The following is a 21,381-nucleotide window of genomic DNA, read 5'->3' as shown; positions in this document are numbered from 1 at the left end:
GTCCTATTTCATGTGTATGCCTGTACGCCCCGATTATGCACCGAATCTATCATTTTTTTAAAATCCCATATAACAGAAATGCTGCTCCGCACATGATCCAGCCGATTTTGCCCCAGGACAGCTTGTCCGCCATGCCAAACAGTCCGATCGTCGTCGTCAGGATCAGCACCAGGGGACCGACAAAGGCCAGCGCAGAATTCACAGCCAGCGCCTTATCTACCTGATTCAGGCGAAGCATCCAGATCGCTGCCAGAATTTCGACACTGCCGGAAAACAGCCGGAGGGAAGCCATACTCACCACAAACTTGTCCAGCATGTTCAACCTCCTCCATGATTTGATAACTTACCATATGCATCATAGCTTTCATTTATCTCTACTTTTTTTGGAGGAGGCTATACGAAGCTGGTAGAATACAACAAGATGAAGACAGCACAAAAAAAGCACGGATGTGCGGGGAATATATTCCGCGCACATCCGTGCTTCATATGGTTCGAATTAGCTGCACTTTCTTTGAATCAATTACCGGCGAACCTGTGGCCCGCCTACAGAAGCCTGCTCTGCGGTATCCAAACCGTAAGCAGTATGCAATGCCCGAACGACACCTTCCAGATTACTGCTCTCAATGACGCAGGATACTTTAATCTCCGAGGTGCTGACCATTTTAATGCTGACATCCTGCTTGGAGATCACATCGAACATTTGAGCAGCAACACCCGGATGGCTGACCATGCCGGCGCCGACGATCGACACCTTCACGAGATTCACCTCAGAGGTCACTTCGCGGAACGGAAGCTCGCTGCGAATGCCTTCAATGACCGCAAGTGCGCGCTCCGACTCATCGCGGGAAATGGTAAAGGAGAAGTCAGCTTCTCCGTTCTGCACACCGCTCTGTACGATAATATCGACGTCAATGCCTTCCTGTGCCAGGGCACCGAACACCTTGGCGAGTACGCCGGGATAATCAGACACTCCCAAAATACTGATTCTGGCCACATTCTTATCAAAAGCGATTCCGCTGACTACTGCGCCTTGCTCCATGCTGGCTTCCTCCTTCACAACCGTACCTTCGTTATAATTAAAGCTGGATCTGACAACAAGCTTGACATCATTATGCTTCGCATATTCAACAGCCCGAGGATGAAGCACTGCCGCTCCCAGATTTGCAAGCTCCAGCATTTCATCGTATGAGATTTCCTGCAGCTTGCGCGCGCATTTCACGACACGCGGATCGGTGGAGTAGATGCCGTCAACATCAGTATAAATTTCACATACGTCAGCATGGACAGCAGCAGCCAGTGCAACGGCGGTCGTATCGGAGCCTCCCCGGCCGAGTGTCGTAATTTCGCCTTCCTCGGTCATGCCCTGGAAGCCGGCGACAATAACGATCTTGCCCTGCTCCAGTGCCTTCTGAACGCGAATAGGGGTAATGTCTGTAATGCGGGCCTTGCCGTGTACAGCTTCCGTGCGGAAGCCAGCCTGCCAGCCCGTATATGAGACCGCTTCACGCCCGAGTCTATGAATGCTCATGGCAAGAAGAGACATCGAGATCTGCTCTCCTGTCGTCATCAGCATATCCATTTCCCGTGCAGGCGGATGTTCATTTAATAACTTGGATTGGTCAATCAAATCGTCTGTCGTATCGCCCATTGCAGAAACGACGACAACCACTTGATGCCCTTCATCCTGCTTCTCAACAATTCTTCGGGCGACGCGCTGCATACGCTCCGTGTCCCCGACGGAGCTGCCCCCGAATTTCATAACATACAGTGACAACCTGCCTTCACTCCCTACTTTATCAGTATGTATCCATGGTTTCTCACTTTAAAACAGTATAATACGAAAGTGCTTGGTTCCGTCAAGCAATTTCATAGCTGTCACCAAAAGTTCGGCAGGCTGGGAAATCAGCCCATCTTCTTGCAGCTACAAAAAAGCCGCCCTCCTGCATAACCTGCAGATCAGGGCGGCGGTGCTCACAACGATTAAGCGCGGGAAATATATTTGCCTTCACGAGTGTCTACGAGCAGGACATCATCTTCGTTAATGAAGAGAGGAACCTGTACGTTCAGGCCGGTTTCCAGCTTCGCATTCTTGGTTGCTCCAGTAGCCGTGTTCCCCTTGATGCCCGGCTCCGTCTCAACAACCTTCAGGTCCACACTGTTCGGCAGGTTAATCCCGAGAATTTCGCCCTGGTAGCTGACGATGTTCACGTTCATGTTCTCTTTCAGGAAGTTTAATTCCCATTCCAGCTGCTCGCTGGTCAGGCTGAACTGATCGTACGTTTCGTTGTCCATGAACACATGCTCTTGGCCGCTCGCGTACAGGTACTGCACGCCGCGGTTCTCGATCATGGCACGGCCGATCGTCTCTCCTGCACGGAATGTTTTCTCGACCGTATTGCCATTGCGCAGGTTCTTCAGCTTGGAGCGAACGAACGCTGCCCCCTTACCCGGTTTCACGTGCTGAAACTCAATAACGGTGAAAATATCGCCGTCAACCTCAACGGTCAGGCCTGTTTTGAAATCGTTAACTGAAATCACAAAAATCCCTCCTGGTTAAATAGGTCGTTAGCGACCTGGTTCTTCTTGATTCTGCTGCCCGGATGGACTGTGCTTAAAGCACGGTAAAATCTTTGGGCGAAGATGTTAAAATATGAATACCCGATTCCTGGATCACAATATCATCCTCGATCCGAACACCGCCGAGGCCCGGAATATAAATCCCTGGCTCTACAGTCACGACCATGCCTGGCATCAGCACATCATCACTCAGCTTGGAAAGGCGGGGCATCTCGTGAACCTCCATTCCAAGACCATGTCCCGTACTGTGTCCAAAGTACTCCCCGTATCCGTAACGCGTAATGATATCGCGGGCAAGCGCATCGGCTTCACGCCCCGTCATTCCCGCTTTGATGTGTTCGAGCGTATGCAGCTGGGCTTGAAGCACAATATCATAAATTTCCTTCAGCTTCGGATCCGGTTTGCCTACGGCAATTGTACGTGTTAAGTCCGAACAGTAGCCGTTCAGCAGCGCCCCGAAATCAAAGGTGATCAATTCATTGGAGCCAATGATCTTGTCACTCGCAACGCCGTGAGGCAGCGCAGACCGGACTCCTGAAGCCACAATCGTGTCAAAGGAAGACGACGTCGCCCCTCTCTCCCGCATAAACATCTCCATCGAGAGATCAATTTCCGACTCCGACTTCCCGCTCTGGACGATGCCCAGCACGTACTGGAACGTCTCATCCGCTAAATCAGCAGCCTGCTGCATCACCTTCAGCTCGTTACTGTCCTTGATGATCCGAAGCTGTTCAACCATTCCGCTCACCGGAGTGAGCGTAACCGGCTTCAGCTGCTCCGCATAGGTCATGTACACGGAGTATGTAACGTGATCCTGCTCAAAGCCGAGCGAGGTCACGCTTTCTTGAGCCAGAAGCTCCTTGACCGTTTCCATCACCTTGGCACCGTGTTCAATGACTTCATACCCTGGTGCCTGCTGAGGCGCCTGGGTCATGTAACGAAAATCGGTCAGCAGATAGGAGTGCTCTTTCGTGATGAGCACGTATCCGGCAGATCCGGTAAAGCCGGTCAAGTACCGGCGGTTCACCGCACTGGACACTAACAAGGCCTGCAAGCCCTTGCTGTCCATGATCTCCCGGAGCCGAGCTGCTCTGTGGTTAGCCATATTGCTTCAATCCCTTCCGAATCCTGTTCATCGTGTTAGCGCGTGCTGCTGCCCCCATTCAGAATATCCAGCAGGGCGTGAAAGCCAAGCTTGTAGCTGCCTGCACCAAAGCCGCAGATCTGTCCGGCACATACCGGAGCGATGACCGACGTATGACGGAAGGCTTCCCGGGCGTGGACGTTCGATAGATGAACCTCAACCGTTGGAATGCTGACCGAGCTGATCGCATCCCGGATGGCATAGCTGTAATGGGTAAAGGCTCCCGGATTCAGCAGGATGCCGTCAGCCTGTCCCATTGCTTCATGAATACGGTCAATCAGCGCGCCCTCATGATTGGATTGAAAGAACGTTACGGAAACCGAGTTACGTTCTCCTTCCTCCACTAAAGCTTCTTCAATGCTCTGCAGTGACGTGCTGCCGTAGACGCCGGGCTCCCGTATGCCGAGCAGGTTCAAATTGGGTCCGTTCATGACCCAGATGGACTTCATAAGGCTTCCCACCTTTTCGTCAAATAACCAAAAGCTATTTTACCATAGGGGAAGTCAACTTGAGAAGTTTTTTTAGCTCCGGCTCAGTACCCCTTTGCCGTCTCGCAGCTTTTCATCCGTGTACTCGACCGCTGTCGTATAGCCGATAAACAGCCCCCACAGCAGAAACAGGCACATCTCTGAAATATTCGTATCCCAGGTCAACAGCTTGACCGGCGCACTCCATTGCAGCAACGGATTCAGCACTATGAATAGAAGGACCCACCAGACAATCCCATAAGCAATGCCGGGCCAGGGTCCCTTTGCCTTCAGAAATAAGAGCACATACAGCAGGGAAGCTGCAACTGACAATACGATAAAAGAGAGCCACCCTGCCAGCTGACCCGCCGTGGATGCGAGAAAGCTGTGCTTAAAGAAGGGCTCCAGCAGAAAGCCCGGAAGGACGGACGTAAAGTTAAAGGCATAGAAGAACCAGCGGATGCCTCCCCAAATGAGTCCCGCGTAAAAGCCTAGCTCAAGCGCAAAGGTAAAGCGGTTCGTGTGAATAGAAGCAGATCTGCTCTGTAATGGATGCATGGAATAAAACACTCTCCTTGATCGTTATACGCCCTTACAAAAGCGGCAAAAGTTTGAATCCTAGTATGCTCCTGAACGTGCTGCCTTAATCAAACTAGAATTTAACTCCAACATTCGATACAATAAGGATATGTATTTAAGCATTTCAAGTATTTTGAGACAGGAAGGTGAATTGTTTGTCCCAAAAGCCCGCTCCGGTCAGCTATGGTGGCCAAGCCGTGATCGAAGGTGTTATGTTCGGCGGCAGGCACGTCAATGTAACCGCTGTACGGAGAAAAAACAACGAAATTAAGTTTCTCGAAGTGCCAAGGGAAGATAAATCCCTGATCCTCAGGCTGCGCAAAATTCCACTGCTACGCGGAATTATTAGCCTCATAGATTCAAGCATCAAAGGCTCCAAGCATCTTAATTTCTCTGCAGATGCCTACGCCGATGACTCTCTGGATCCCGAAGAACGGGAGAAGCAGAAGGAGAAGGAGGATTCTGGCTGGAGCCTCAGCATGATTATTGGTGTAGCGGCGGTCAGCGTACTATCCTTTGTATTCGGCAAGCTCTTGTTCACGCTCGTCCCTGTGTTTGTAGAGGATTTTCTGTTCGGTGATATTATAGACAACTACATTATCCGCAATCTGATCGAAGGCGGCATCAAGCTCCTACTTCTTCTCATTTATCTCTGGGCGATCTCGCAAACCCCGGTCATTAAGCGGCTGTTTCAATATCATGGAGCAGAGCACAAGGTCATCAGTGCCTTTGAAGCCGGTGAAGAGCTGACGGTGAAGAATGTCCAGAAGTACACCCGTCTCCATTATCGCTGTGGCAGCAGCTTCATGATGCTGACGATTGTGCTTGGCGTCGTCGTATATTCCATTGTGCCATGGGATAACCTGACCGAAAGAGTCATTCAGCGCATTGTGCTGCTGCCCGTCGTCCTGGGCATTTCCTTCGAATTTTTGAAGCTTACCAACTCGCTCCGAGAGGTTCCGGTGCTTCGGTACTTGGGATATCCCGGCTTGTGGCTTCAATTGCTGACGACGAAAGAACCGACCGACGATCAGGTCGAGGTTTCCATCGCTTCATTTAACCGGATGCGGGAGCTGGATGCCCAATTCGAACGGGCCGCAACGGCGAAGCCGGCAGCGGGAACTGTACTTGACCCTGCGAAAGGATGATGAATCCATGTACAGGCTGAGAACGCAGAAGATCATTCTGGGCATCTTTATTACACTGGCGGCGGTAGGTCTGCTTCTAAATCTGCAGCAGTACTATATTCCGCTGATCATTGTCGCTGTCGTATTTCTGCTTTACAAGTTTCCGCCTGGTACCCGGCGCCGCCCCAAGGTCAAGCCTTCACGCAAGACTCAGGCCAAGATCAAGGCAGCAAGGACAGCCGGCATGAAGGCAGAGCCCTCTCAATCATCCCGAAAGAAGCGGTATCCGTTTCAAGTTATTGAAGGCAGCAAGGGAAAAAGTGATGACGAGGACATGCCAAAGTATCATTAATCTCGCATACACGCCAAAAGGGCTGCTTCGCAAAGGAAATCACCTTTGCGAAGCAGCCCTTTTAAATTCAGAGCCCTTATTGCGGAATCCATTCCTTAAAAAACTGCGTCCCTGCCATCAATCCTGATTGATATAACGCCTCGCTTTCAGCTTCCGACAAATCAAAATGGGTTGTGCCAATACCGAGGGTCGGGATTTTGATCGTCCGGTTTCGGTTCTCCTTCTCGATATACCGTTCATCATGCGCAGACAGCATCGTTTCAAACATGGCACTCAGCATACTAAACGGTCCTGTGATTTTATGCGGCTCTTCTGCATGCTTGCCGACCATTTGAAAGCCCACGACAGGGGGAGGCTTTGAAAGCCCTGTTCCTTTTCGCTTGCGGTCAAAGAGCCATAACGGAAAATTGCTAAGCAGCCCGCCATCGACAATGTACACAAATTGCTCATTAAAGGCCTTTCCTCTGGCCGGCTCCCCAATGAGCCTTAGAATGACCGGATCAAAGAAGTAAGGAATGCTGCAGCTCATCCGTACGGCCTTCGCTACAGGAAACGTGGCCGGATTGATCCCGTAGTTTCGCAAGTCATCCGGAAGGACGAGCAGCTTTCCGTTCGTAATATCCGAAGCCACAATGTAGAGCTTGCCTGCAGGAATATCTGAAAAGGTGACGATGCCCTTGGCAAGCAGCAGACTGCGTACCCATTGCTCCAGTGCTTCTCCGGAGTATAACCCTTTTTTCAGCAAGACCCGAAGAGCAGGTCCAACAAAGGCCGTATCAAAAATCGGCGCCCGCACCAGGAGCCGTTCAAAAGGCATGTTCTTGATGATGTGTTTCATCTCATCAGCGGTATAGCCTGCTGCCAGCACGGACGCTACAATGGAGCCTGATGAGGTCCCAGCTACCCGTTTAAAGGTGATCCCTTGCAGCTCCGCCGCCTTTACGGCTCCAGCCAGTGATATGCCTTTGACGCCGCCGCCCTCAAATACGGCATTAATATCCATAATAAAACCCCCGCCTCACATGGTCTATTGACTATGTATGAGAACGGGGGAGTATTCATGTCTTACAACGTGCTGATTTAGGATTGATAATATAATTTCAATTGATCCAGCAGCCCGAGCGGATTGCCGAGCAAGTGCTTGGCTCTAAAGAACAGGCTCCCTTGGATATCCTTGTATTTGTCATTGTAGCGAAGCTGGTTAATAATTTCAGTGGCTGTCTGCCAATTCTTATCCTGGGCCGGATCGCCGACCTTGTATGCCGCATGTCCGATCAGGAGATCGACTCCGGTTCCGGAAACCTCCTTCACCCACCAGTCCACCAGCTTATCGTAATCCGCAGCGGTATAATTCATGCTCCAGTAGATTTGCGGGGCGATATAATCGATCCAGCCATTCTGAATCCAGGTCCGTGTGTCGGCATACATGCTGTCATAGGCTGTAACCCCTGCTTTGGTCGGAGATCCCGTTCGGTCTGCGGTATCATTGCGCCACACGCCGAAAGGACTGACCCCGTAGTACACCTGTGGCTTGACCCGCTTGATGCTTTCTCCCAGCTCTTCAATAAAGGTATTCACATTACCGCGCCGCCAATCTGCAACGGTTCGATATGAACCTGTATTATACAGCGCATAGGAGCTGGAGTCAGGGATCGACGTATGAGACGGATAAAAATAATCATCCAGATGAATTCCATCCACATCATAACCGTCCACCACCTCGATGATGGTATCCATGATGTGCTGTCTCGCTGCAGGATTACCGGGATCGATCATCATCTGGTTGTTCACCTTCAAGATCCAATCGGGATGAGCGACAGCAACATGATTGGCAGCAAGGCCGCTCGTGGATAGCTCGGTATGCGCTCGAAACGGATTAAACCAGGCGTGAAACTCCATGCCCCGCTTCTGCGTCTCCTGAATCATAAATGCAGCAGGATCGTAGCCGGGATCCTTGCCCTGAGTTCCGGTCAGTGCCTTCGACCAAGGAACCAGTGCCGAGGAGTACAGTGCGTCACCTGCAGGCCGAAGCTGCACAAACACCGCATTGAATCCAGCCGCCTGCAGCTTGTCCAGCATTTGGATGAAGTCCTGCTGCTGCTGCGCTGCGGTCGTCTTCGTGGCAGGCCAGTCCAGATTATAAATACTGGACACCCAAGCTCCCCGAAGCTCCTTCTCTACCGGCTGCGGCTGCGGTACTACCGGCGGGATTCCCGGCTCCTCGGGAATGATCCAGCCGCTGGTCATATCAATGATCTTCTGCTGCTGATTCCACCTCACGGTCAGCCCCAGCTTCTCGCTGATGAACCTTAGCGGCACCATCACCCGGCCGTTCCGGATTTGAACCGATGCACTCAGTGCCTCCGGCACTCCATTAACAATAGCCGTAGGAGATCCCGATTTCAGGCTAATGCTGATGTTCTGCTGCGCAATCACAGCCGTTTTCGTGCTCTGGTTCCATGCAATGGATACGCCAAGCCCCTCGCTGATGACGCGAGTCGGCACCATCGTGACATTTACTTTGGGAAGGATGTACGGCGGTACATCGCTGTACAGCCTCTGACCGTCAAGCAGAATCTGGATGTCGGGGCTTTGCGCCTTCGCAGCGGGAACCACCGACGGGAGACACAACAGGGTCAACAGCAGCACCAGCAGCCATCTTCGTAACTTCATTCTTCAGAACCTCCAGCTTCTTAGGTTTTGCAGGCAACCTTTCATGAAAAAAGCATCTGTCAACTGCGGACAGATGCCCTTTCTACGATTCGCTAACCAATTCCTGATGAATATTCCGCAGCTCCTTAAGACGTTGTTCATCCCGATTAAAATATTCTACCAGGGTCTCTATACAAGTTATGGAGTCCCAGCTCAGATGATGCTCAATTCCTTCTACATCCGCGTAAATATTCTCTTCCTGTACGCCAATGATGCCCAGGAACTGCTCCAGCAGCTGATGGCGGGCCATCAAGCGCTTCCCCATCTTCTTGCCCTTGCTGGTCAAGACGAGGCCGCGATACTTCTCATAGATCAAATATTCATCCTTATCAAGCTTCTGAATCATCTTCGTGACGGATGAGGGGTGAACCTCCAAGCCTTCGGCAATATCCGAAACGCGCGCATAACCCTTCTCTTCAATCAGCTTGTAGATGCGCTCCAAATAATCCTCCATGCTGGGTGTAGGCATCTTCATTTCCCTCTTTTCTCATATCTTCCAAAACGTCCGGCAGCGGTGTACCTGCACCGTTAATGATACATGTTCTCAATAGCACTTGGCAAGTCCTGCCGGGATCGCCTGTTTGTAATTGTCAGGTGTCAAGACGAGAGTCAAGGTCCATACTATGCTTAGCTTACAGAAAGAAGGTGCAGCCGTGGCCGAGACGACATTGACAGCTCCACCCGTCAAACGCATTCCTAAGCCGACCAAGCCGTTCATCCCCGACCTTGTTTATTTTGAACCGGATGCGCTGGAATATCCCAAGGGTCAGAAAATTATGGAGTTCGTTAAAGCACGCAACATTGAATACCGCATGACAACCTCTCACAACCGGATTACCAATCTTCCCGGGGAGACGGAGCAGGAAAAGTACCGGATGGCCAAAAGAACCCTCGTCGTCGGCCTGCGAAAAACGCTGAAGTTTGACCAGTCCAAGCCGTCGGCTGACTATGCGATTCCCATTTCCACCGGCTGTATGGGCCATTGCCATTATTGTTATTTACAGACGACCCTCGGCTCCAAGCCCTACATCCGAGTTTATGTTAACACAGAGGATATTCTGGGCGCTGCAAAGGGCTATATTGACGAAAAAGCACCGGAAATCACAACCTTTGAAGCCGCCTGTACCTCTGATCCCGTCGGGATTGAGCATATTACCGGTACGCTACAGGACCTGATCACATTTATGGCTGGACAAGAGCATGGGCGACTTCGGTTTGTAACAAAGTTTCACCATGTCGGTCCTTTGCTGAATCTGAATCACAACGGTCATACCCGAATCCGGTTCAGTGTCAATGCGGATTATGTGATTCGCCAGTTTGAGCCAGCCACCTCGCGCTTTGAGGAACGGATTGAGGCTGCATCCAAAATCGCCCATGCCGGCTATCCGTTAGGCTTCATCATCGCTCCCATCATTTGGTATGACGGCTGGGAGGAAGGCTATGCAGAGCTGCTAAAGCGCCTCTCGGATTCACTGCCGCCCGAAGCAACCAAGGACTTGAGCTTTGAGATGATTCAGCACCGTTTTACCAAGACGGCCAAAAACGTGATCGAGCAGCGTTACCCCAAAACCAAGCTGGAGATGGATATTGAAAAAAGAAAACAGAAATGGGGACGCTGGGGCCAATACAAATATGTATACCCTGATGAACAGCAAACCGCCCTGCGACAATTTATCACAGAGCGGATCTTTGACCATTTTCCAGAGGCAAGGATTGATTACTTTACGTAATTTAGAAACGAAGCCATTCCGGCGTCATGCTTTGAAGCCAGATCGTAATTCTAAACATTTGATTGCTAAACAGCAAGATCCCCATAAGAATCATTAGCGCACCGCCGACCTTCATCAGCACACTGGAATATTTGAGAATCCAGCGCGTGGATCCGATAAAGAATGCCAGGATAAAAAAGGGAACTGCAAATCCAAGAGAGTATGACGTGATCAGCGGGAACCATGTGCCGGGATCGGTGGCCGCGAGGGCAATAATAGCCATCAGGATCGGGCCTACGCAAGGGGACCACCCTGCAGCAAACCCAATTCCGAACAAGAAGGTGCCTATGTATCCCGCCGGCTTAGATTTGAAATCGAACTTGCGGTCCTTCATGAGAAACCGGGGCTGAAACAAGCCGACCAGCAGCAGACCCATCAAGATAATAAGCAGCGCCGAGAGCTGCCGGATCAAGTCCTGATACTCGATAAAGAATTCCCCAAACAGTCCCGCTCCCCAGCCGAGCGTATAATATACGGAGGAGAACCCGAGGATAAACGCTAGCGTGTGACTCATGGTGCGCATGCGAACGTCCTTGCGGTTCTGCTCCGTTTTTAATTCATTGACCGACATTCCGGTAATGATCGAAAGATAAGAAGGATACAGCGGGAGACAGCAGGGCGAAATAAACGATGCGAAGCCGGCTGCAAATGCGATTCCTATATTCATATCAGCCATAAGTACTCCCCCTTAAGATGAAAAGCCTTTTTTGCCAACCAGCGCCAGCGTCAGGAACGAAATCAGCAGCAGCACAATCGTGGCTCCGGGCGCCAGATTGAACACGCCGGCCAGCATAAGACCTCCGACCACCGCAATCTCCGACAGAATGACTGACAGTACAATGGCAGAGCGGAAGCTTCTGGCCAGCAGCAGGCTGGCCGCAACCGGGATTGTCAGCAGTGCAGATACGAGCAGCGCCCCCACAATCTTGATGGCCGTGCTCACCACGAGCGCCGTCAACACTGTAATGATCATATTGATCCATTTTACCGGCAGGCCGCTGACGCTGGCTGCATCCTCTTCAAAGCTGAGCAGGAACAATTCCTTGAAAAAGAGCGATATCACCGTAATCACGACGACCGTTACGCCCCCCACCAGATACAGATCGTTGACATCCAGTGTATAAATACTGCCGAACAGATAGCTCATGACATCCGTATTGTAGCCCATGCCCAAAGTGAAGAACAGCGAGGCAAGCGCGACCCCCCCGGACATAATAATCGCAATAGACAGCTCTGCATAGCTCTTGTACGCTTTGCGGAGCTTCTCTATTGCGAAGGATGCAGCTACGGCGAACACAAGCCCTGCCGCCAGAGGATAGACCTCAATCAGAAATCCAAGTGCAACGCCCGCAATCGTTACATGCGAAAGCGTATCGCCAATCATGGACAATCGCCGCAGCACGAGGAAAATACCGATTAACGGCGCGGTAACGCCGATGAGCAGCCCGCCAAGCATGGCGCGCTGAAAGAAATCACTTGATAAAATATCCAGCAAGACGTAATTCTCCTTCCTAAACGAGCGAATGCGTCAGATCCTGCTCCACGCAGTCCTGGGCATCATGGGAGTGACGAACATAAAACTGAATTTTGCCGTTCTGGGACACCGGCTTTTCTCCCAGCTCACCGCGAACCATATCCAGATCATGCGTCACCATGAGAAAAGTCATATCGTGATGCTCATGCATATGGGTAATCAGCTCAAAAAAACTGGCCTGAGTCTCGGCGTCAATCCCGATCGTTGGCTCATCCAGAACGAGCAGATCCGGCCGATTGATCAAGGCCCGCGCCAGAAACACACGCTGCTGCTGTCCCCCGGACAGCTCGCCAATGCGTTTGCCGGCAATGTCTTCGATGCGCATCACTTCCATGGCATCACTGCACTGCTGATGCTGCTTCCGGGTAATCCGGCGGAACATATTCTTGCGGTTGTAGAGGCCCGAGAGGACCACTTCCCGAACCGTTGCTGGAAACAACGGGTTAAAGCTGTTCTTCTGCGGTACATAGCCGATCCGTTCCCAATCACGGAAGCGGCGGATCGGCTCTCCAAATAATTCAATACTTCCATGCGCTGACGGCAGTAAACCTACAATCAGGCGAAGCAGCGTCGTCTTCCCGGCTCCATTCGAGCCGACAATGCCGACGAAATCCCGTTCCTTGACGGTAAAATTAAGCCCATTCAGCACCTGCTGCTGACGGTAAGAGAATGAAATATCTTTAAGCTGTATAATTGGCTGATGACAATCCAGCGCGTCCGAAAGCATACCTTGGCCGCCTTTCTGTAAAATATGAAGCCGGGTGATATGAACATATCCCCGGCCATCTCTTCTTATTGTAATGCCTTCTTCAAATTTTGCAAATTGTTTTCCATCAATGAAAAGTAATTCTCGCCACTGGCTTCCTGCTCCTTGGTTAAGCCCTCCACCGGATTCAGCACCAGCGTCTCAACCCCGGTCTCCGCAGCCAGCGTTCTGGCCAGCTGATCCGATACCAGCTCTTCAAAGAAAATGTAGCGAATATTGTTCTTCCGCACCGTATTGGCCAGCTTGACAATATCCTGCGCCCGCGGCTCGGCATCCGGAGACAGTCCCATAATTGCATGCTGCTCCAGGGAGTAGTCCCGCGTCAAATACCCGAACGCTTGATGAGATACCACAATCTGACGGTTCTCAAAGGCGGCAAGCTCCTGCTCAAACTTCTGATCCAGTGCAGCAAGCTGCTCCTTCAAGACTTCATATCGTTCCTTATAACCGTCAGCATGATCTGGATCTGCTTCTGCCAGGCTCTTGTAAATATTCTCGGCCATGATCTGTGCAGACTTCGGACTTACCCAAGTATGGGGGTCCACATATTTGGCATCCACAGCCGGCTGCTTCTCTTCCGCTGCAGCCTCACCGCTGTGGTCGTGGTCATGCTCCTCTTCCGCTGCAGCCTCACCGCTATGGTCGTGGTCATGCTCTTCTTCCGCTGCGGCCTCGCCGCTATGGTCGTAATCATGCTCCTCTTCCACTGCAGCCTCCCCGCCGTGGTCGTGGCCGTGCTGATGCCCGTCATCCTCGTTCGTATAGATTAGATCGATGCCTTGGCTAACCTCAACCGGCTTAACCTGGCTGTCTTGATCCAAGCCTTTGAGAAATCCCGGCACCCAGCCCTCCATGCCTGCTCCGTTGTACAGGAACAGCTGTGCTTTAGAGGTTTGAATAATATCCTGGCTCCGCGGCGTCCAATCATGAGCCTCTACACCGGTAGGAAGCAGATTGATGACATTCGCATCCTCTCCCCCGATGGTCCGTGCAAATTCATAAATAGGATAAAATGTCGTAATGACATTAATCTTCTCGTCCGAAATAGCTGCCTTCTGACTACCCGTGTCATTGCCGCAGCCCGTTACCACCATTACCAGTGACAATAACAAAGCCCCATATGCTGTCTTCCATTTCATGCTTCCGTCTCCACTCCAATCCCGTTGTTCAAATCGTAATAATTACTAGTTAGAGATTATAAGAGTAGTTGTTCCTCTTGTCAACCACATCGTTATCGTTACTAATAAACCTGAACAAAAAAAGTGTGAGGACGGCAGCCGACTCCGGCACGCCGTCCTCACTATAGTAACCTCTGTAGCACTTATTTTACGATCGCACCGTTTGGCATGGAATCCGGCACCGCAGCCAGCGTCAGCTGATTCCCGTGGGAGGCTGCCAAGATCATGCCCTGAGACATTTCTCCACGAAGCTTGACTGGCTTCAGGTTTGTGACACAGATGACTTTTTTGCCGACCAGCTCCTCCGGGCTATAGTGCTTCGCAATGCCCGATACGACCTGACGCTGCTCGAAGCCCAGATCCAGCTGCAGCTTCAGCAGCTTATCCGCCTTTTTCACCGGCTCACAGGAGATCACCTGGGCCACTCTCAGCTCTACCTTCGCAAAATCCTCAATCCCGATCTCTTCCTTCAGCTCCACTTCTTCCTCAGCCTCTGCAGCTTTGCCCTCTGCTGGCTGCTCCGTGATCGCTGCAGGCTTGGCGCCGCCAGTCATCGCTTCAGCAATAAAGGCTACCTCCTGCTCGACGTCCAGACGCGGGAAGATCGGTTCCCCTTTCTGGAGCTTCGTGCCGCCAGGGATGCTGCCGATCTCACGTCCGCTGTCCCAATGCGTTAACGGTCCAGCCTTGATGCCCAGCTGTTCCCAAATCTTCTGCGGCGTACGGGTCATGAACGGCTGAAGCAGAATGGAAGCAATACGCAGTGACTCTACCAAGTGGCTCATCACGGAGGCAAGCTCCTGTCGTTTGCTCTCATCCTTCGCGAGGGTCCACGGCTGAGTCTCATCAATGTATTTGTTGCTGCGGCTGACGAACTGCCCGATGGCGCTGAGTGCTACTGAAAACTCCAGCTTCTCCATCGCTTCTTCTACCTTGCTGTAGACGCCTTCTGCCGCTTCCTCCATCGCCTCATCAAAAGCGGTCACACCGCGCTCGAAGAAAGGAACCTCTCCGTCAAAATATTTATCGACCATCGCCACCGTACGATTGAGCAAATTCCCCAGATCATTCGCCAAATCAGAGTTCACGCGCTCTACAAAGCTCTCTGGCGTAAACGTGCCGTCCGCTCCGAATGGAACCTCGCGCAGCAAATAGTACCGCAGTGCATCCAGGCCGTAGCGGTCGATCATCGTAACCGGGTCCACCACATTGCCCTTGGATTTGGACATTTTTCCGTCCTTCATCAGGAGCCAGCCATGTGCAAATACCTTTTTCGGCAGCGGCAGGTCCAGGGCCATCAGAATGATCGGCCAGTAAATCGTGTGAAACCGGACAATTTCTTTGCTCATGAGATGAACATCGGCAGGCCAGTATCTGTCATATAAGGAGGTATCCTCGGAGCCGTAGCCCAGAGCCGTCACATAGTTCAGGAGTGCATCGATCCAGACGTAAACGACATGCTTGGGATCACTCTTGACCTTTACCCCCCACTCGTAGGTTGTACGAGAGACGGCGAGATCTTCTAGGCCGGGCTTGATGAAATTGTTAATCATCTCATTTTTGCGGGAAACAGGCTGAATGAAATCCGGATGCTCCTCATAGTATTGCAGCAGCCGGTCTACGTACTTGCTCATCCGGAAGAAATAGCTCTCCTCCTTCACCAGCTCCACGGGACGGCCGCAGTCCGGACATTTACCATCCACCAGCTGACGCTCCAGGAAGAACGATTCACAGGGCGTACAGTACCAGCCTTCATAATCACCTTTATAAATATCACCTTGAGCCAGCAGGCGCTCGAAAACGTCCTGAACGACCTTGGTGTGACGAGCCTCTGTCGTCCGAATAAAATCTTCATTGGAAATATCAAGCTTTTTCCACAGATCCTGAATGCCTGCCACGATATCATCGACAAATTGCTGCGGCGTTTTGCCGGCTTCCTGAGCCTTGCGCTCGATTTTTTGACCATGCTCATCCGTGCCTGTCAAATAACGCACATCATAGCCTCTCAAGCGCTTGTAGCGCGCAATCGCGTCACCTGCTACCGTCGTATAGGCATGCCCGATGTGAAGCTTGTCACTGGGATAGTAAATTGGCGTTGTCAAATAGAAGGTTTTCTGTTCTGCCATTGAGATCTCCATCCTTTAATTGAAATATGTTATTTATGGTGCAGGCCGCAGCGGCGTGCCTTGGCAAGGTTTAGGCAATAAGGACCGCCCTTAAGGACACAAAAAACTCCCGTCCCCATGGGACGAGAGTCAGCTCACGTGTTACCACCCAAATTCCCCGGACTCCTTACAGAGTCAGGCTTATCCGCCTGCAGCAGGCCGCCATTAACGCTGGATCACGCTATTGTCTCACCCTGCCGGATGGAATAACGGCCGGAAGAAGCTCGACAACAGTTCCTCCAAGACCATCTTCCGCCAGGACCCCGCTGACCGGTTCCCACCTATCCCGGCTCTCTGTGCAGCATGCACTGTCGTACTCATCTCTTCATAGGAAAAATATTTAACTCTGCTTACTTAATACACCCAATATAATCAACGATCAGACGTAATGTCAAGAATATACTCAAGGAGAGCTCTGGCTTTCCTTTCGGGGCGGCACCAGATCTACGCCACCGGGATGAAAGGGATGGCATCTTCCGATCCGCTTCGCCGCAAGGACAGAGCCCTTCAGCGCACCGTGCACCTCAATAGCTTCAAGTGCATACTGTGAGCAGGTTGGATAGAAGCGGCAGGTTGCAGGCTTCAGCGGGGAAATGACCTTCCGGTACAGATGGATCGGCGCTTGAACGACCCGGATCGGCCATCGTTTGCTCACGCTTCTCCCTCTCCGCAGTCCTTACAATAACCAAAGACTTCAAATTTATGCCTGACGACCTGGAAGTCATCCGGTGCATCAGTAAGCGGCATAGGACAAAAGGTGATCGGATATGTCTTCTGGCACTGAAGACAAATCACATGATGGTGATGGTGCTCCTCACTGCAGCGAGACCGAAACTTCACGCCTTCCTCAAAGACAACCTGCTCCAGCGCACCCAGCTCCGACAGCACGCGCAGATTCCGATACACCGTATCAAAGCTCAGGCCACTGTACTTCTGGCCCATATAGTCATAGACATCCTTCGCGGTCAAATAACCGTTATGCTCTCCAAACAATTTGGCGAGCGTTCTGCGCTGATCGGTGATGCGTAGTCCATGTCCGGACATCGTGCCGATGATCTCTTCTGTCGTCAGCATACGCAACAGCCTCCTGTTGTTTGATTCAAATTCATCCTTTAATAATGCCTGAAAAACCAACCCGCGTCAACGAAGGAGCACTGCGCACGCTGAGGATATTAATTTCTCTTCTGTGGCATCGGCGTCACCAAAATATTAACAGGAAGGCTGCTTCCCGGCGCCGCCGTAAACCAGATTTCGACGGGCTGCTCGTACTCTCCGGTACGGAACAGCACACTGCTGTCGTGCGGCGCTGATAGCCAGGACGTAGACGGCACATTGACCATGCTGCCATTAACCATGACCGAGCCCATATATTTGCCGCCGCGTGGATTAAATGAAATGAGCGTATTTGGCGCAACACGGTTCAGCTTAATGTGGTAGACCATTCCGAAATTGCCGGAATTGGAGATGGGATAGCCGGTAATACCGTCGTATCCGGTCAGGAATGGATCCAGATTCTTGTCGCCAATGGCAATGCGCGCTTCGCTCTGGCCGATCAGCTCATGGCTCTCCAGAATGCGTGTGGAATTCGCATAGGTGCCGCGGTTGTGAATACCGTCTGCTGCCAGCAGCGGAAGGAACGGGAACTTGCTCAGCGCATTTTCCTTCTCCTCAATCATAATGACATCATAACGAATCGGAGAATCGGTAAAAAGATCTGCAAACAAGGAGACGACCTGCTGATCCTTGATCGGCAGCGCGTTGATCTCGGTCAAGATCAGGCGGCTTTCTCCCGGCTGCAGGATCGACGTTTGATTGCTGCTTCCTGACTGCATGGATTGAAAATACCGCTCTACCGACAGCTTTCCTGTCGCATTCGGATATTCGCTCGGTCCGCCGAACCCGACATGCTGCGTATTGAGCGAAGCCGGGGTGCTGTTCAGGTTTGTTGCCACGACGTACATTTTCATTACTTTTCCGCTCGCATTTTTGTGGTGAATCATAAATCGGGTCGCTCCAACGCCGACTTCACGGTACACCACGCCTTCCCGGGTCACCGTCTCCGGGCTGTTGCTGCGGATCAAGGTCCGGGATTCAAAGCTGCTCTCCAGCGGAAGCACCGGCAAGGAAGGAACCCTTGCGCCGTCGATAAAGAACTTCTCCCCCACGGCCGCATATAGTTGATAGAACTCCTCGCGGGTATACAAGGTTTCTCCTGTAATGACAATGGTTTTCTCGTACGTATCAACTGCTCCGTGCCGATCGGTTACCTTCAGGCGAACCTTGACCGGACCCGGGGTAAAAAAGGCCTTGGCGTTGTTATCCCATTCCCGGCTCACAATCGCGTTCTCTTCATCGGTGCTTTGGTCTGTATACGTGATGAGCTCGCCCATGCGATATTCTTCTTTGTTCGTCGTAAAGAGCGCAGCAGGCGGTTCGTTCGGCACGAGCACCTCAATATTTATCGTGTAGGGATCGCTCCATTCGCCACTAGAGTCCTGTACGGAGTAAGATACGGTATGAATACCCGGCTCGTAAAAGACATCCTCTCTGCCATCCCAATACTCGCTGACGATGGGCAGTCCGGAAGGCGAATAGGCGCTGGTCTTGTAATTCACCACCGTTTGACCAACATATACCTTCGGGTTCGTGACCGTAAACGAAGCGATGGGCTTCGTGCTGAGACTCAGAATGACTCGCTTGTTCTGTTGATCCACCTGATAAGGTATATCTAAAGCTTGGGTAATCGAGGTCAAAGGAACCATAAAGGTTCTACTGTCCTGATAAGCGGGTCCCTTCATGGTCGTACGGACCCCATTGACGGTATATACACTGCTGTTGGTTTTAAAGCGAATTTCATCACTGCCTCGCATAATGACGGTTTCCTTGGTACTGCTGTCATACCTCAGGCTGAACCCCACGCGGTCCACCAAGGAGCGGACAGCAACATAAGAGACCCCCTGTTTGACGGCCATCGGCTTGGCAGCCGTATAGGATGTACCATTATGGTACATCTGGGCACTGTTCATCAAAAGAACCAGACCCGGCACCGTTTCTACCGGCGGTGTGGACGGATTGGCCGGCTCCCCTCCCGAAGCTCCCTCGCCCGGATTGACCGGCGCTGAGCCGGAAAGGCTGGAAAGATCCAGGATCACCTTTTTTTCCGGCTGATTGACGACATAGCGGATTCCAAGAGCCTGGGTTATAGACGTGAGCGGAACCATAAAGGTGCCCTTATAGGTATACGCCGGACCCTTCATCGAACGGGCTTCGCCATTGACTTTGTATACCGTGCTGTTCATCGTAAAGCGCAGCTCATTTCCATCCTTGTAAATAATCGTTTCTTTGGTCGCATTATCATAACGGAGCATCAGGCCCGCTCGCTCTACAATCGCCCGGATCGATATGTAAGAGACCCCGCTCTTGACCGCCATGGGCTGCGCCGCTGTATAGAGCTTGCTGTTATGGTACATTTCCGCACGATTCATAAGAAGCACCAGCTCATTGCTTTCCTTGTTTAAGGAAGCCGCTGGACCTGAAGAAGACGTTGGCGGCATATCATCGGCTGAATTTTCCTCTGGAATGGCCTTGATCTCCGATGTCTGTGATGGCTGCACTGCGTCTGCTTCAGGAGAAGACTCTAACGTTTCTGCCTGTTCCACGTTCGGCTCTGGCTGAGCAGAATTTGCAGCTTCCGGCGCCGTCTCGCCGATCTTCGGATTGTTGCCATCTGCTTCCTGTAAGGCAGCCGGCTGCTCAAGGACGGTGGATGGCTGCTGCAGGGCAGCAGAAGACTGCGCACTGACAGGCACCACAGTAGATACCTGGGCAGCAGCCAATACGGTAATCATAGATATTTTTTTAAGGCTCATGCTTGCTTCTTCACTCCTATATGATCTCTATTTATTTCATTCTGAAGGGGTAACGCACAGTCTATTAAACGCCAATCCGGGTTAAAAGTTTCTGCCTCCATTTTAAATATTCTTACATAAACCACCGAATGAGCCTAAAAATCGACATTTTCGCCCGCTCGTTCACCAGATTGTCAATACTTGCTATTGTTAATGCTCGTTTACGTGAATATTTTCACTTACAATGAGTACATAGCTATAAACGGGAGGGATTCTCATGACCCAGATGCGTTTGAAGCATGCTGATCATGGAAATACGCACTTTTTGACAGAGGTAAATAAAAGCCGCCTGGAGGCAGCCATGAATCTCCGCAGCTTTCCGGCAGGCGCGGCGCTGTTTTGGGAGGGGGATAGAGCTGAGCAGCTGTTCTATGTTATGCAGGGCCGGATCAAGCTCACGAAATCAACCGATGAAGGCAAAGAGCTGGTGCTATACATGTATCAGGCCGGAGATCTTCTGGGTCACGCAGACCTGACAGCGCACTCCAGACACAGCTTCTCTGCTGAAACGCTGGAGAACAGCATCATTGGTGTCATCGACATATCAAGCGTGGAGACCTTAATTACGCAGCACGGTGATTTCGCGCTTCAATTCATGACATGGATGGGCGCAGAGCACCGCATTACTCAAACTAAACTGAGAGACCTCATGCTGTACGGAAAGACGGGCGCCCTAAGCTCCACACTGATCCGGCTGGCCAACACCTGCGGAGAGGTGCAGGACAACGGCTGGATTACGATTTCTCAAACCATGACTCACTCGGATCTGGCCAGTCTGATCGGTGCTACCCGGGAAAGCGTGAACCGCATGCTCCGCGATTGGAAACGACAAGATATCCTTGATGTGAATCATGGACATCTTGTCATCAAAGAGCTTTCCCGCTTGCAGCAGATCTGTCACTGTGAGCAATGTCCCATGGACATTTGCCGGCTTTAAGCTGCTTTCTAGCAGCCGTGCTAGGAGTATCCCTTTAACCAGGCGTGTTGATTATCCAGTAACAGGAAATAAAAATTGAAAAGAGGTCTTGCCTTTAGTAGAATCGGTAGTCACGACACCACGATTCGAAAAGGAGACCTCTCATGAAGAAGATTACCCCATTTAC

Annotated in this window: 21 protein-coding genes; 4 read left to right on the top strand and 17 right to left on the bottom strand. The window is 51.5% G+C overall.

The genetic code is table 11. From position 1 onward, the window contains the following. Window positions 1-49: 49 nt before the first annotated feature. The 6 genes from ACH6EH_RS00105 to ACH6EH_RS00080 form a co-directional block, all read right to left on the bottom strand. Window positions 50-316, bottom strand: coding sequence for a YqhV family protein (locus ACH6EH_RS00105; protein WP_138225477.1), 267 nt, complete (start codon window positions 314-316; stop codon window positions 50-52). Between the two features lie 204 nt (window positions 317-520). Then, window positions 521-1,774, bottom strand: a complete 1,254-nt coding sequence (locus ACH6EH_RS00100; protein ID WP_397330637.1) for an aspartate kinase — start codon at window positions 1,772-1,774, stop codon at window positions 521-523. A gap of 206 nt (window positions 1,775-1,980) precedes the next feature. Continuing rightward, a complete protein-coding gene (gene efp / locus ACH6EH_RS00095) occupies window positions 1,981-2,538 on the bottom strand; it encodes an elongation factor P (RefSeq protein ID WP_138225475.1) in 558 nt (185 codons plus the stop codon). A gap of 73 nt (window positions 2,539-2,611) precedes the next feature. After that, entirely contained in the window at window positions 2,612-3,682 is a 1,071-nt protein-coding gene (locus tag ACH6EH_RS00090; RefSeq protein WP_397330636.1) for a M24 family metallopeptidase, read from the bottom strand. A 35-nt stretch (window positions 3,683-3,717) separates the two neighbouring features. Next, on the bottom strand, window positions 3,718-4,170 hold the full coding sequence (gene aroQ / locus ACH6EH_RS00085) for a type II 3-dehydroquinate dehydratase (protein WP_208204070.1): 453 nt from the start codon (window positions 4,168-4,170) through the stop codon (window positions 3,718-3,720). 72 nt (window positions 4,171-4,242) lie between these two features. Then, window positions 4,243-4,746: a YqhR family membrane protein gene (locus ACH6EH_RS00080; protein ID WP_397330635.1), complete on the bottom strand. Its 504-nt coding sequence runs from the start codon at window positions 4,744-4,746 to the stop codon at window positions 4,243-4,245. A 176-nt stretch (window positions 4,747-4,922) separates the two neighbouring features. On the opposite strand from ACH6EH_RS00080, the gene ACH6EH_RS00075 reads away from it, so the two are divergent. Further along, window positions 4,923-5,915 carry a DUF1385 domain-containing protein gene (locus ACH6EH_RS00075; protein ID WP_397330634.1) on the top strand — a complete coding sequence of 331 codons (993 nt, stop codon included), beginning with the start codon at window positions 4,923-4,925 and terminating at the stop codon, window positions 5,913-5,915. Between the two features lie 7 nt (window positions 5,916-5,922). Beyond that, window positions 5,923-6,246: a hypothetical protein gene (locus tag ACH6EH_RS00070; protein ID WP_397330633.1), complete on the top strand. Its 324-nt coding sequence runs from the start codon at window positions 5,923-5,925 to the stop codon at window positions 6,244-6,246. A 76-nt stretch (window positions 6,247-6,322) separates the two neighbouring features. Here the strand turns inward: ACH6EH_RS00070 and ACH6EH_RS00065 are convergent, their stop codons facing one another. The 3 genes from ACH6EH_RS00065 to mntR form a co-directional block, all read right to left on the bottom strand. Then, window positions 6,323-7,249 carry a patatin-like phospholipase family protein gene (locus ACH6EH_RS00065; protein WP_397330632.1) on the bottom strand — a complete coding sequence of 309 codons (927 nt, stop codon included), beginning with the start codon at window positions 7,247-7,249 and terminating at the stop codon, window positions 6,323-6,325. Window positions 7,250-7,326: 77 nt separating this feature from the next. Next, a complete protein-coding gene (locus tag ACH6EH_RS00060) occupies window positions 7,327-8,919 on the bottom strand; it encodes a family 10 glycosylhydrolase (RefSeq protein WP_397330631.1) in 1,593 nt (530 codons plus the stop codon). 82 nt (window positions 8,920-9,001) lie between these two features. Continuing rightward, complete coding sequence (gene mntR, locus ACH6EH_RS00055) at window positions 9,002-9,427, bottom strand: transcriptional regulator MntR (protein ID WP_138225467.1); 426 nt, start codon at window positions 9,425-9,427, stop codon at window positions 9,002-9,004. 154 nt (window positions 9,428-9,581) lie between these two features. Here mntR and splB point away from each other — a divergent pair, with 154 nt between their 5' ends. Further along, complete coding sequence (splB, locus tag ACH6EH_RS00050) at window positions 9,582-10,688, top strand: spore photoproduct lyase (protein WP_397330630.1); 1,107 nt, start codon at window positions 9,582-9,584, stop codon at window positions 10,686-10,688. 1 nt (window position 10,689) lies between these two features. Here splB and ACH6EH_RS00045 read toward each other — a convergent pair whose 3' ends face one another. The 8 genes from ACH6EH_RS00045 to ACH6EH_RS00010 form a co-directional block, all read right to left on the bottom strand. Continuing rightward, window positions 10,690-11,403, bottom strand: coding sequence for a cytochrome c biogenesis CcdA family protein (locus tag ACH6EH_RS00045; RefSeq protein ID WP_397330629.1), 714 nt, complete (start codon window positions 11,401-11,403; stop codon window positions 10,690-10,692). Window positions 11,404-11,415: 12 nt separating this feature from the next. Next, entirely contained in the window at window positions 11,416-12,219 is an 804-nt protein-coding gene (locus ACH6EH_RS00040) for a metal ABC transporter permease (RefSeq protein WP_175415408.1), read from the bottom strand. Window positions 12,220-12,238: 19 nt separating this feature from the next. Then, entirely contained in the window at window positions 12,239-12,988 is a 750-nt protein-coding gene (locus ACH6EH_RS00035; RefSeq protein WP_397330628.1) for a metal ABC transporter ATP-binding protein, read from the bottom strand. Window positions 12,989-13,053: 65 nt separating this feature from the next. Then, window positions 13,054-14,166: a metal ABC transporter solute-binding protein, Zn/Mn family gene (locus ACH6EH_RS00030; RefSeq protein WP_397330627.1), complete on the bottom strand. Its 1,113-nt coding sequence runs from the start codon at window positions 14,164-14,166 to the stop codon at window positions 13,054-13,056. Between the two features lie 182 nt (window positions 14,167-14,348). Beyond that, entirely contained in the window at window positions 14,349-16,331 is a 1,983-nt protein-coding gene (gene metG, locus ACH6EH_RS00025) for a methionine--tRNA ligase (protein ID WP_397330626.1), read from the bottom strand. A 442-nt stretch (window positions 16,332-16,773) separates the two neighbouring features. Next, entirely contained in the window at window positions 16,774-17,025 is a 252-nt protein-coding gene (gene yidD, locus ACH6EH_RS00020) for a membrane protein insertion efficiency factor YidD (RefSeq protein WP_138225460.1), read from the bottom strand. Then, the gene (locus ACH6EH_RS00015; protein WP_397330625.1) at window positions 17,022-17,444 is read right to left on the bottom strand and encodes a Fur family transcriptional regulator; all 423 of its coding nucleotides are present in this window, start codon (window positions 17,442-17,444) and stop codon (window positions 17,022-17,024) included. The genes yidD and ACH6EH_RS00015 overlap by 4 nt, the downstream gene beginning before the upstream one ends. 98 nt (window positions 17,445-17,542) lie before the next feature. Further along, window positions 17,543-20,239, bottom strand: coding sequence for a copper amine oxidase N-terminal domain-containing protein (locus tag ACH6EH_RS00010; protein WP_397330624.1), 2,697 nt, complete (start codon window positions 20,237-20,239; stop codon window positions 17,543-17,545). Window positions 20,240-20,495: 256 nt separating this feature from the next. On the opposite strand from ACH6EH_RS00010, the gene ACH6EH_RS00005 reads away from it, so the two are divergent. Next, on the top strand, window positions 20,496-21,215 hold the full coding sequence (locus ACH6EH_RS00005; RefSeq protein WP_397330623.1) for a Crp/Fnr family transcriptional regulator: 720 nt from the start codon (window positions 20,496-20,498) through the stop codon (window positions 21,213-21,215). Window positions 21,216-21,381 lie beyond the last annotated feature (166 nt).

The organism is Paenibacillus sp. JSM ZJ436 (assembly GCF_044383795.1).
Lineage (GTDB): Bacteria > Bacillota > Bacilli > Paenibacillales > Paenibacillaceae > Paenibacillus_AQ > Paenibacillus_AQ algicola.
The sequence above is the reverse complement of the archived record's forward strand: the minus strand, read 5'-3'. Positions and strand labels throughout refer to the sequence as shown.

Coding starts and splice junctions, on each gene's coding strand:
- ACH6EH_RS00005 (WP_397330623.1), top strand. CDS start 20,496: ATGACCCAGATGCGTTTGAAGCATGCTGATCATGGAAATACGCACTTT.
- ACH6EH_RS00065 (WP_397330632.1), bottom strand. CDS start 7,249: ATGGATATTAATGCCGTATTTGAGGGCGGCGGCGTCAAAGGCATATCA.
- ACH6EH_RS00010 (WP_397330624.1), bottom strand. CDS start 20,239: ATGAGCCTTAAAAAAATATCTATGATTACCGTATTGGCTGCTGCCCAG.
- ACH6EH_RS00030 (WP_397330627.1), bottom strand. CDS start 14,166: ATGAAATGGAAGACAGCATATGGGGCTTTGTTATTGTCACTGGTAATG.
- ACH6EH_RS00090 (WP_397330636.1), bottom strand. CDS start 3,682: ATGGCTAACCACAGAGCAGCTCGGCTCCGGGAGATCATGGACAGCAAG.
- ACH6EH_RS00035 (WP_397330628.1), bottom strand. CDS start 12,988: ATGCTTTCGGACGCGCTGGATTGTCATCAGCCAATTATACAGCTTAAA.
- ACH6EH_RS00045 (WP_397330629.1), bottom strand. CDS start 11,403: ATGGCTGATATGAATATAGGAATCGCATTTGCAGCCGGCTTCGCATCG.
- ACH6EH_RS00060 (WP_397330631.1), bottom strand. CDS start 8,919: ATGAAGTTACGAAGATGGCTGCTGGTGCTGCTGTTGACCCTGTTGTGT.
- metG (WP_397330626.1), bottom strand. CDS start 16,331: ATGGCAGAACAGAAAACCTTCTATTTGACAACGCCAATTTACTATCCC.
- mntR (WP_138225467.1), bottom strand. CDS start 9,427: ATGCCTACACCCAGCATGGAGGATTATTTGGAGCGCATCTACAAGCTG.
- splB (WP_397330630.1), top strand. CDS start 9,582: ATGCTTAGCTTACAGAAAGAAGGTGCAGCCGTGGCCGAGACGACATTG.
- aroQ (WP_208204070.1), bottom strand. CDS start 4,170: ATGAAGTCCATCTGGGTCATGAACGGACCCAATTTGAACCTGCTCGGC.
- ACH6EH_RS00070 (WP_397330633.1), top strand. CDS start 5,923: ATGTACAGGCTGAGAACGCAGAAGATCATTCTGGGCATCTTTATTACA.
- ACH6EH_RS00105 (WP_138225477.1), bottom strand. CDS start 316: ATGCTGGACAAGTTTGTGGTGAGTATGGCTTCCCTCCGGCTGTTTTCC.
- ACH6EH_RS00080 (WP_397330635.1), bottom strand. CDS start 4,746: ATGCATCCATTACAGAGCAGATCTGCTTCTATTCACACGAACCGCTTT.
- ACH6EH_RS00015 (WP_397330625.1), bottom strand. CDS start 17,444: ATGCTGACGACAGAAGAGATCATCGGCACGATGTCCGGACATGGACTA.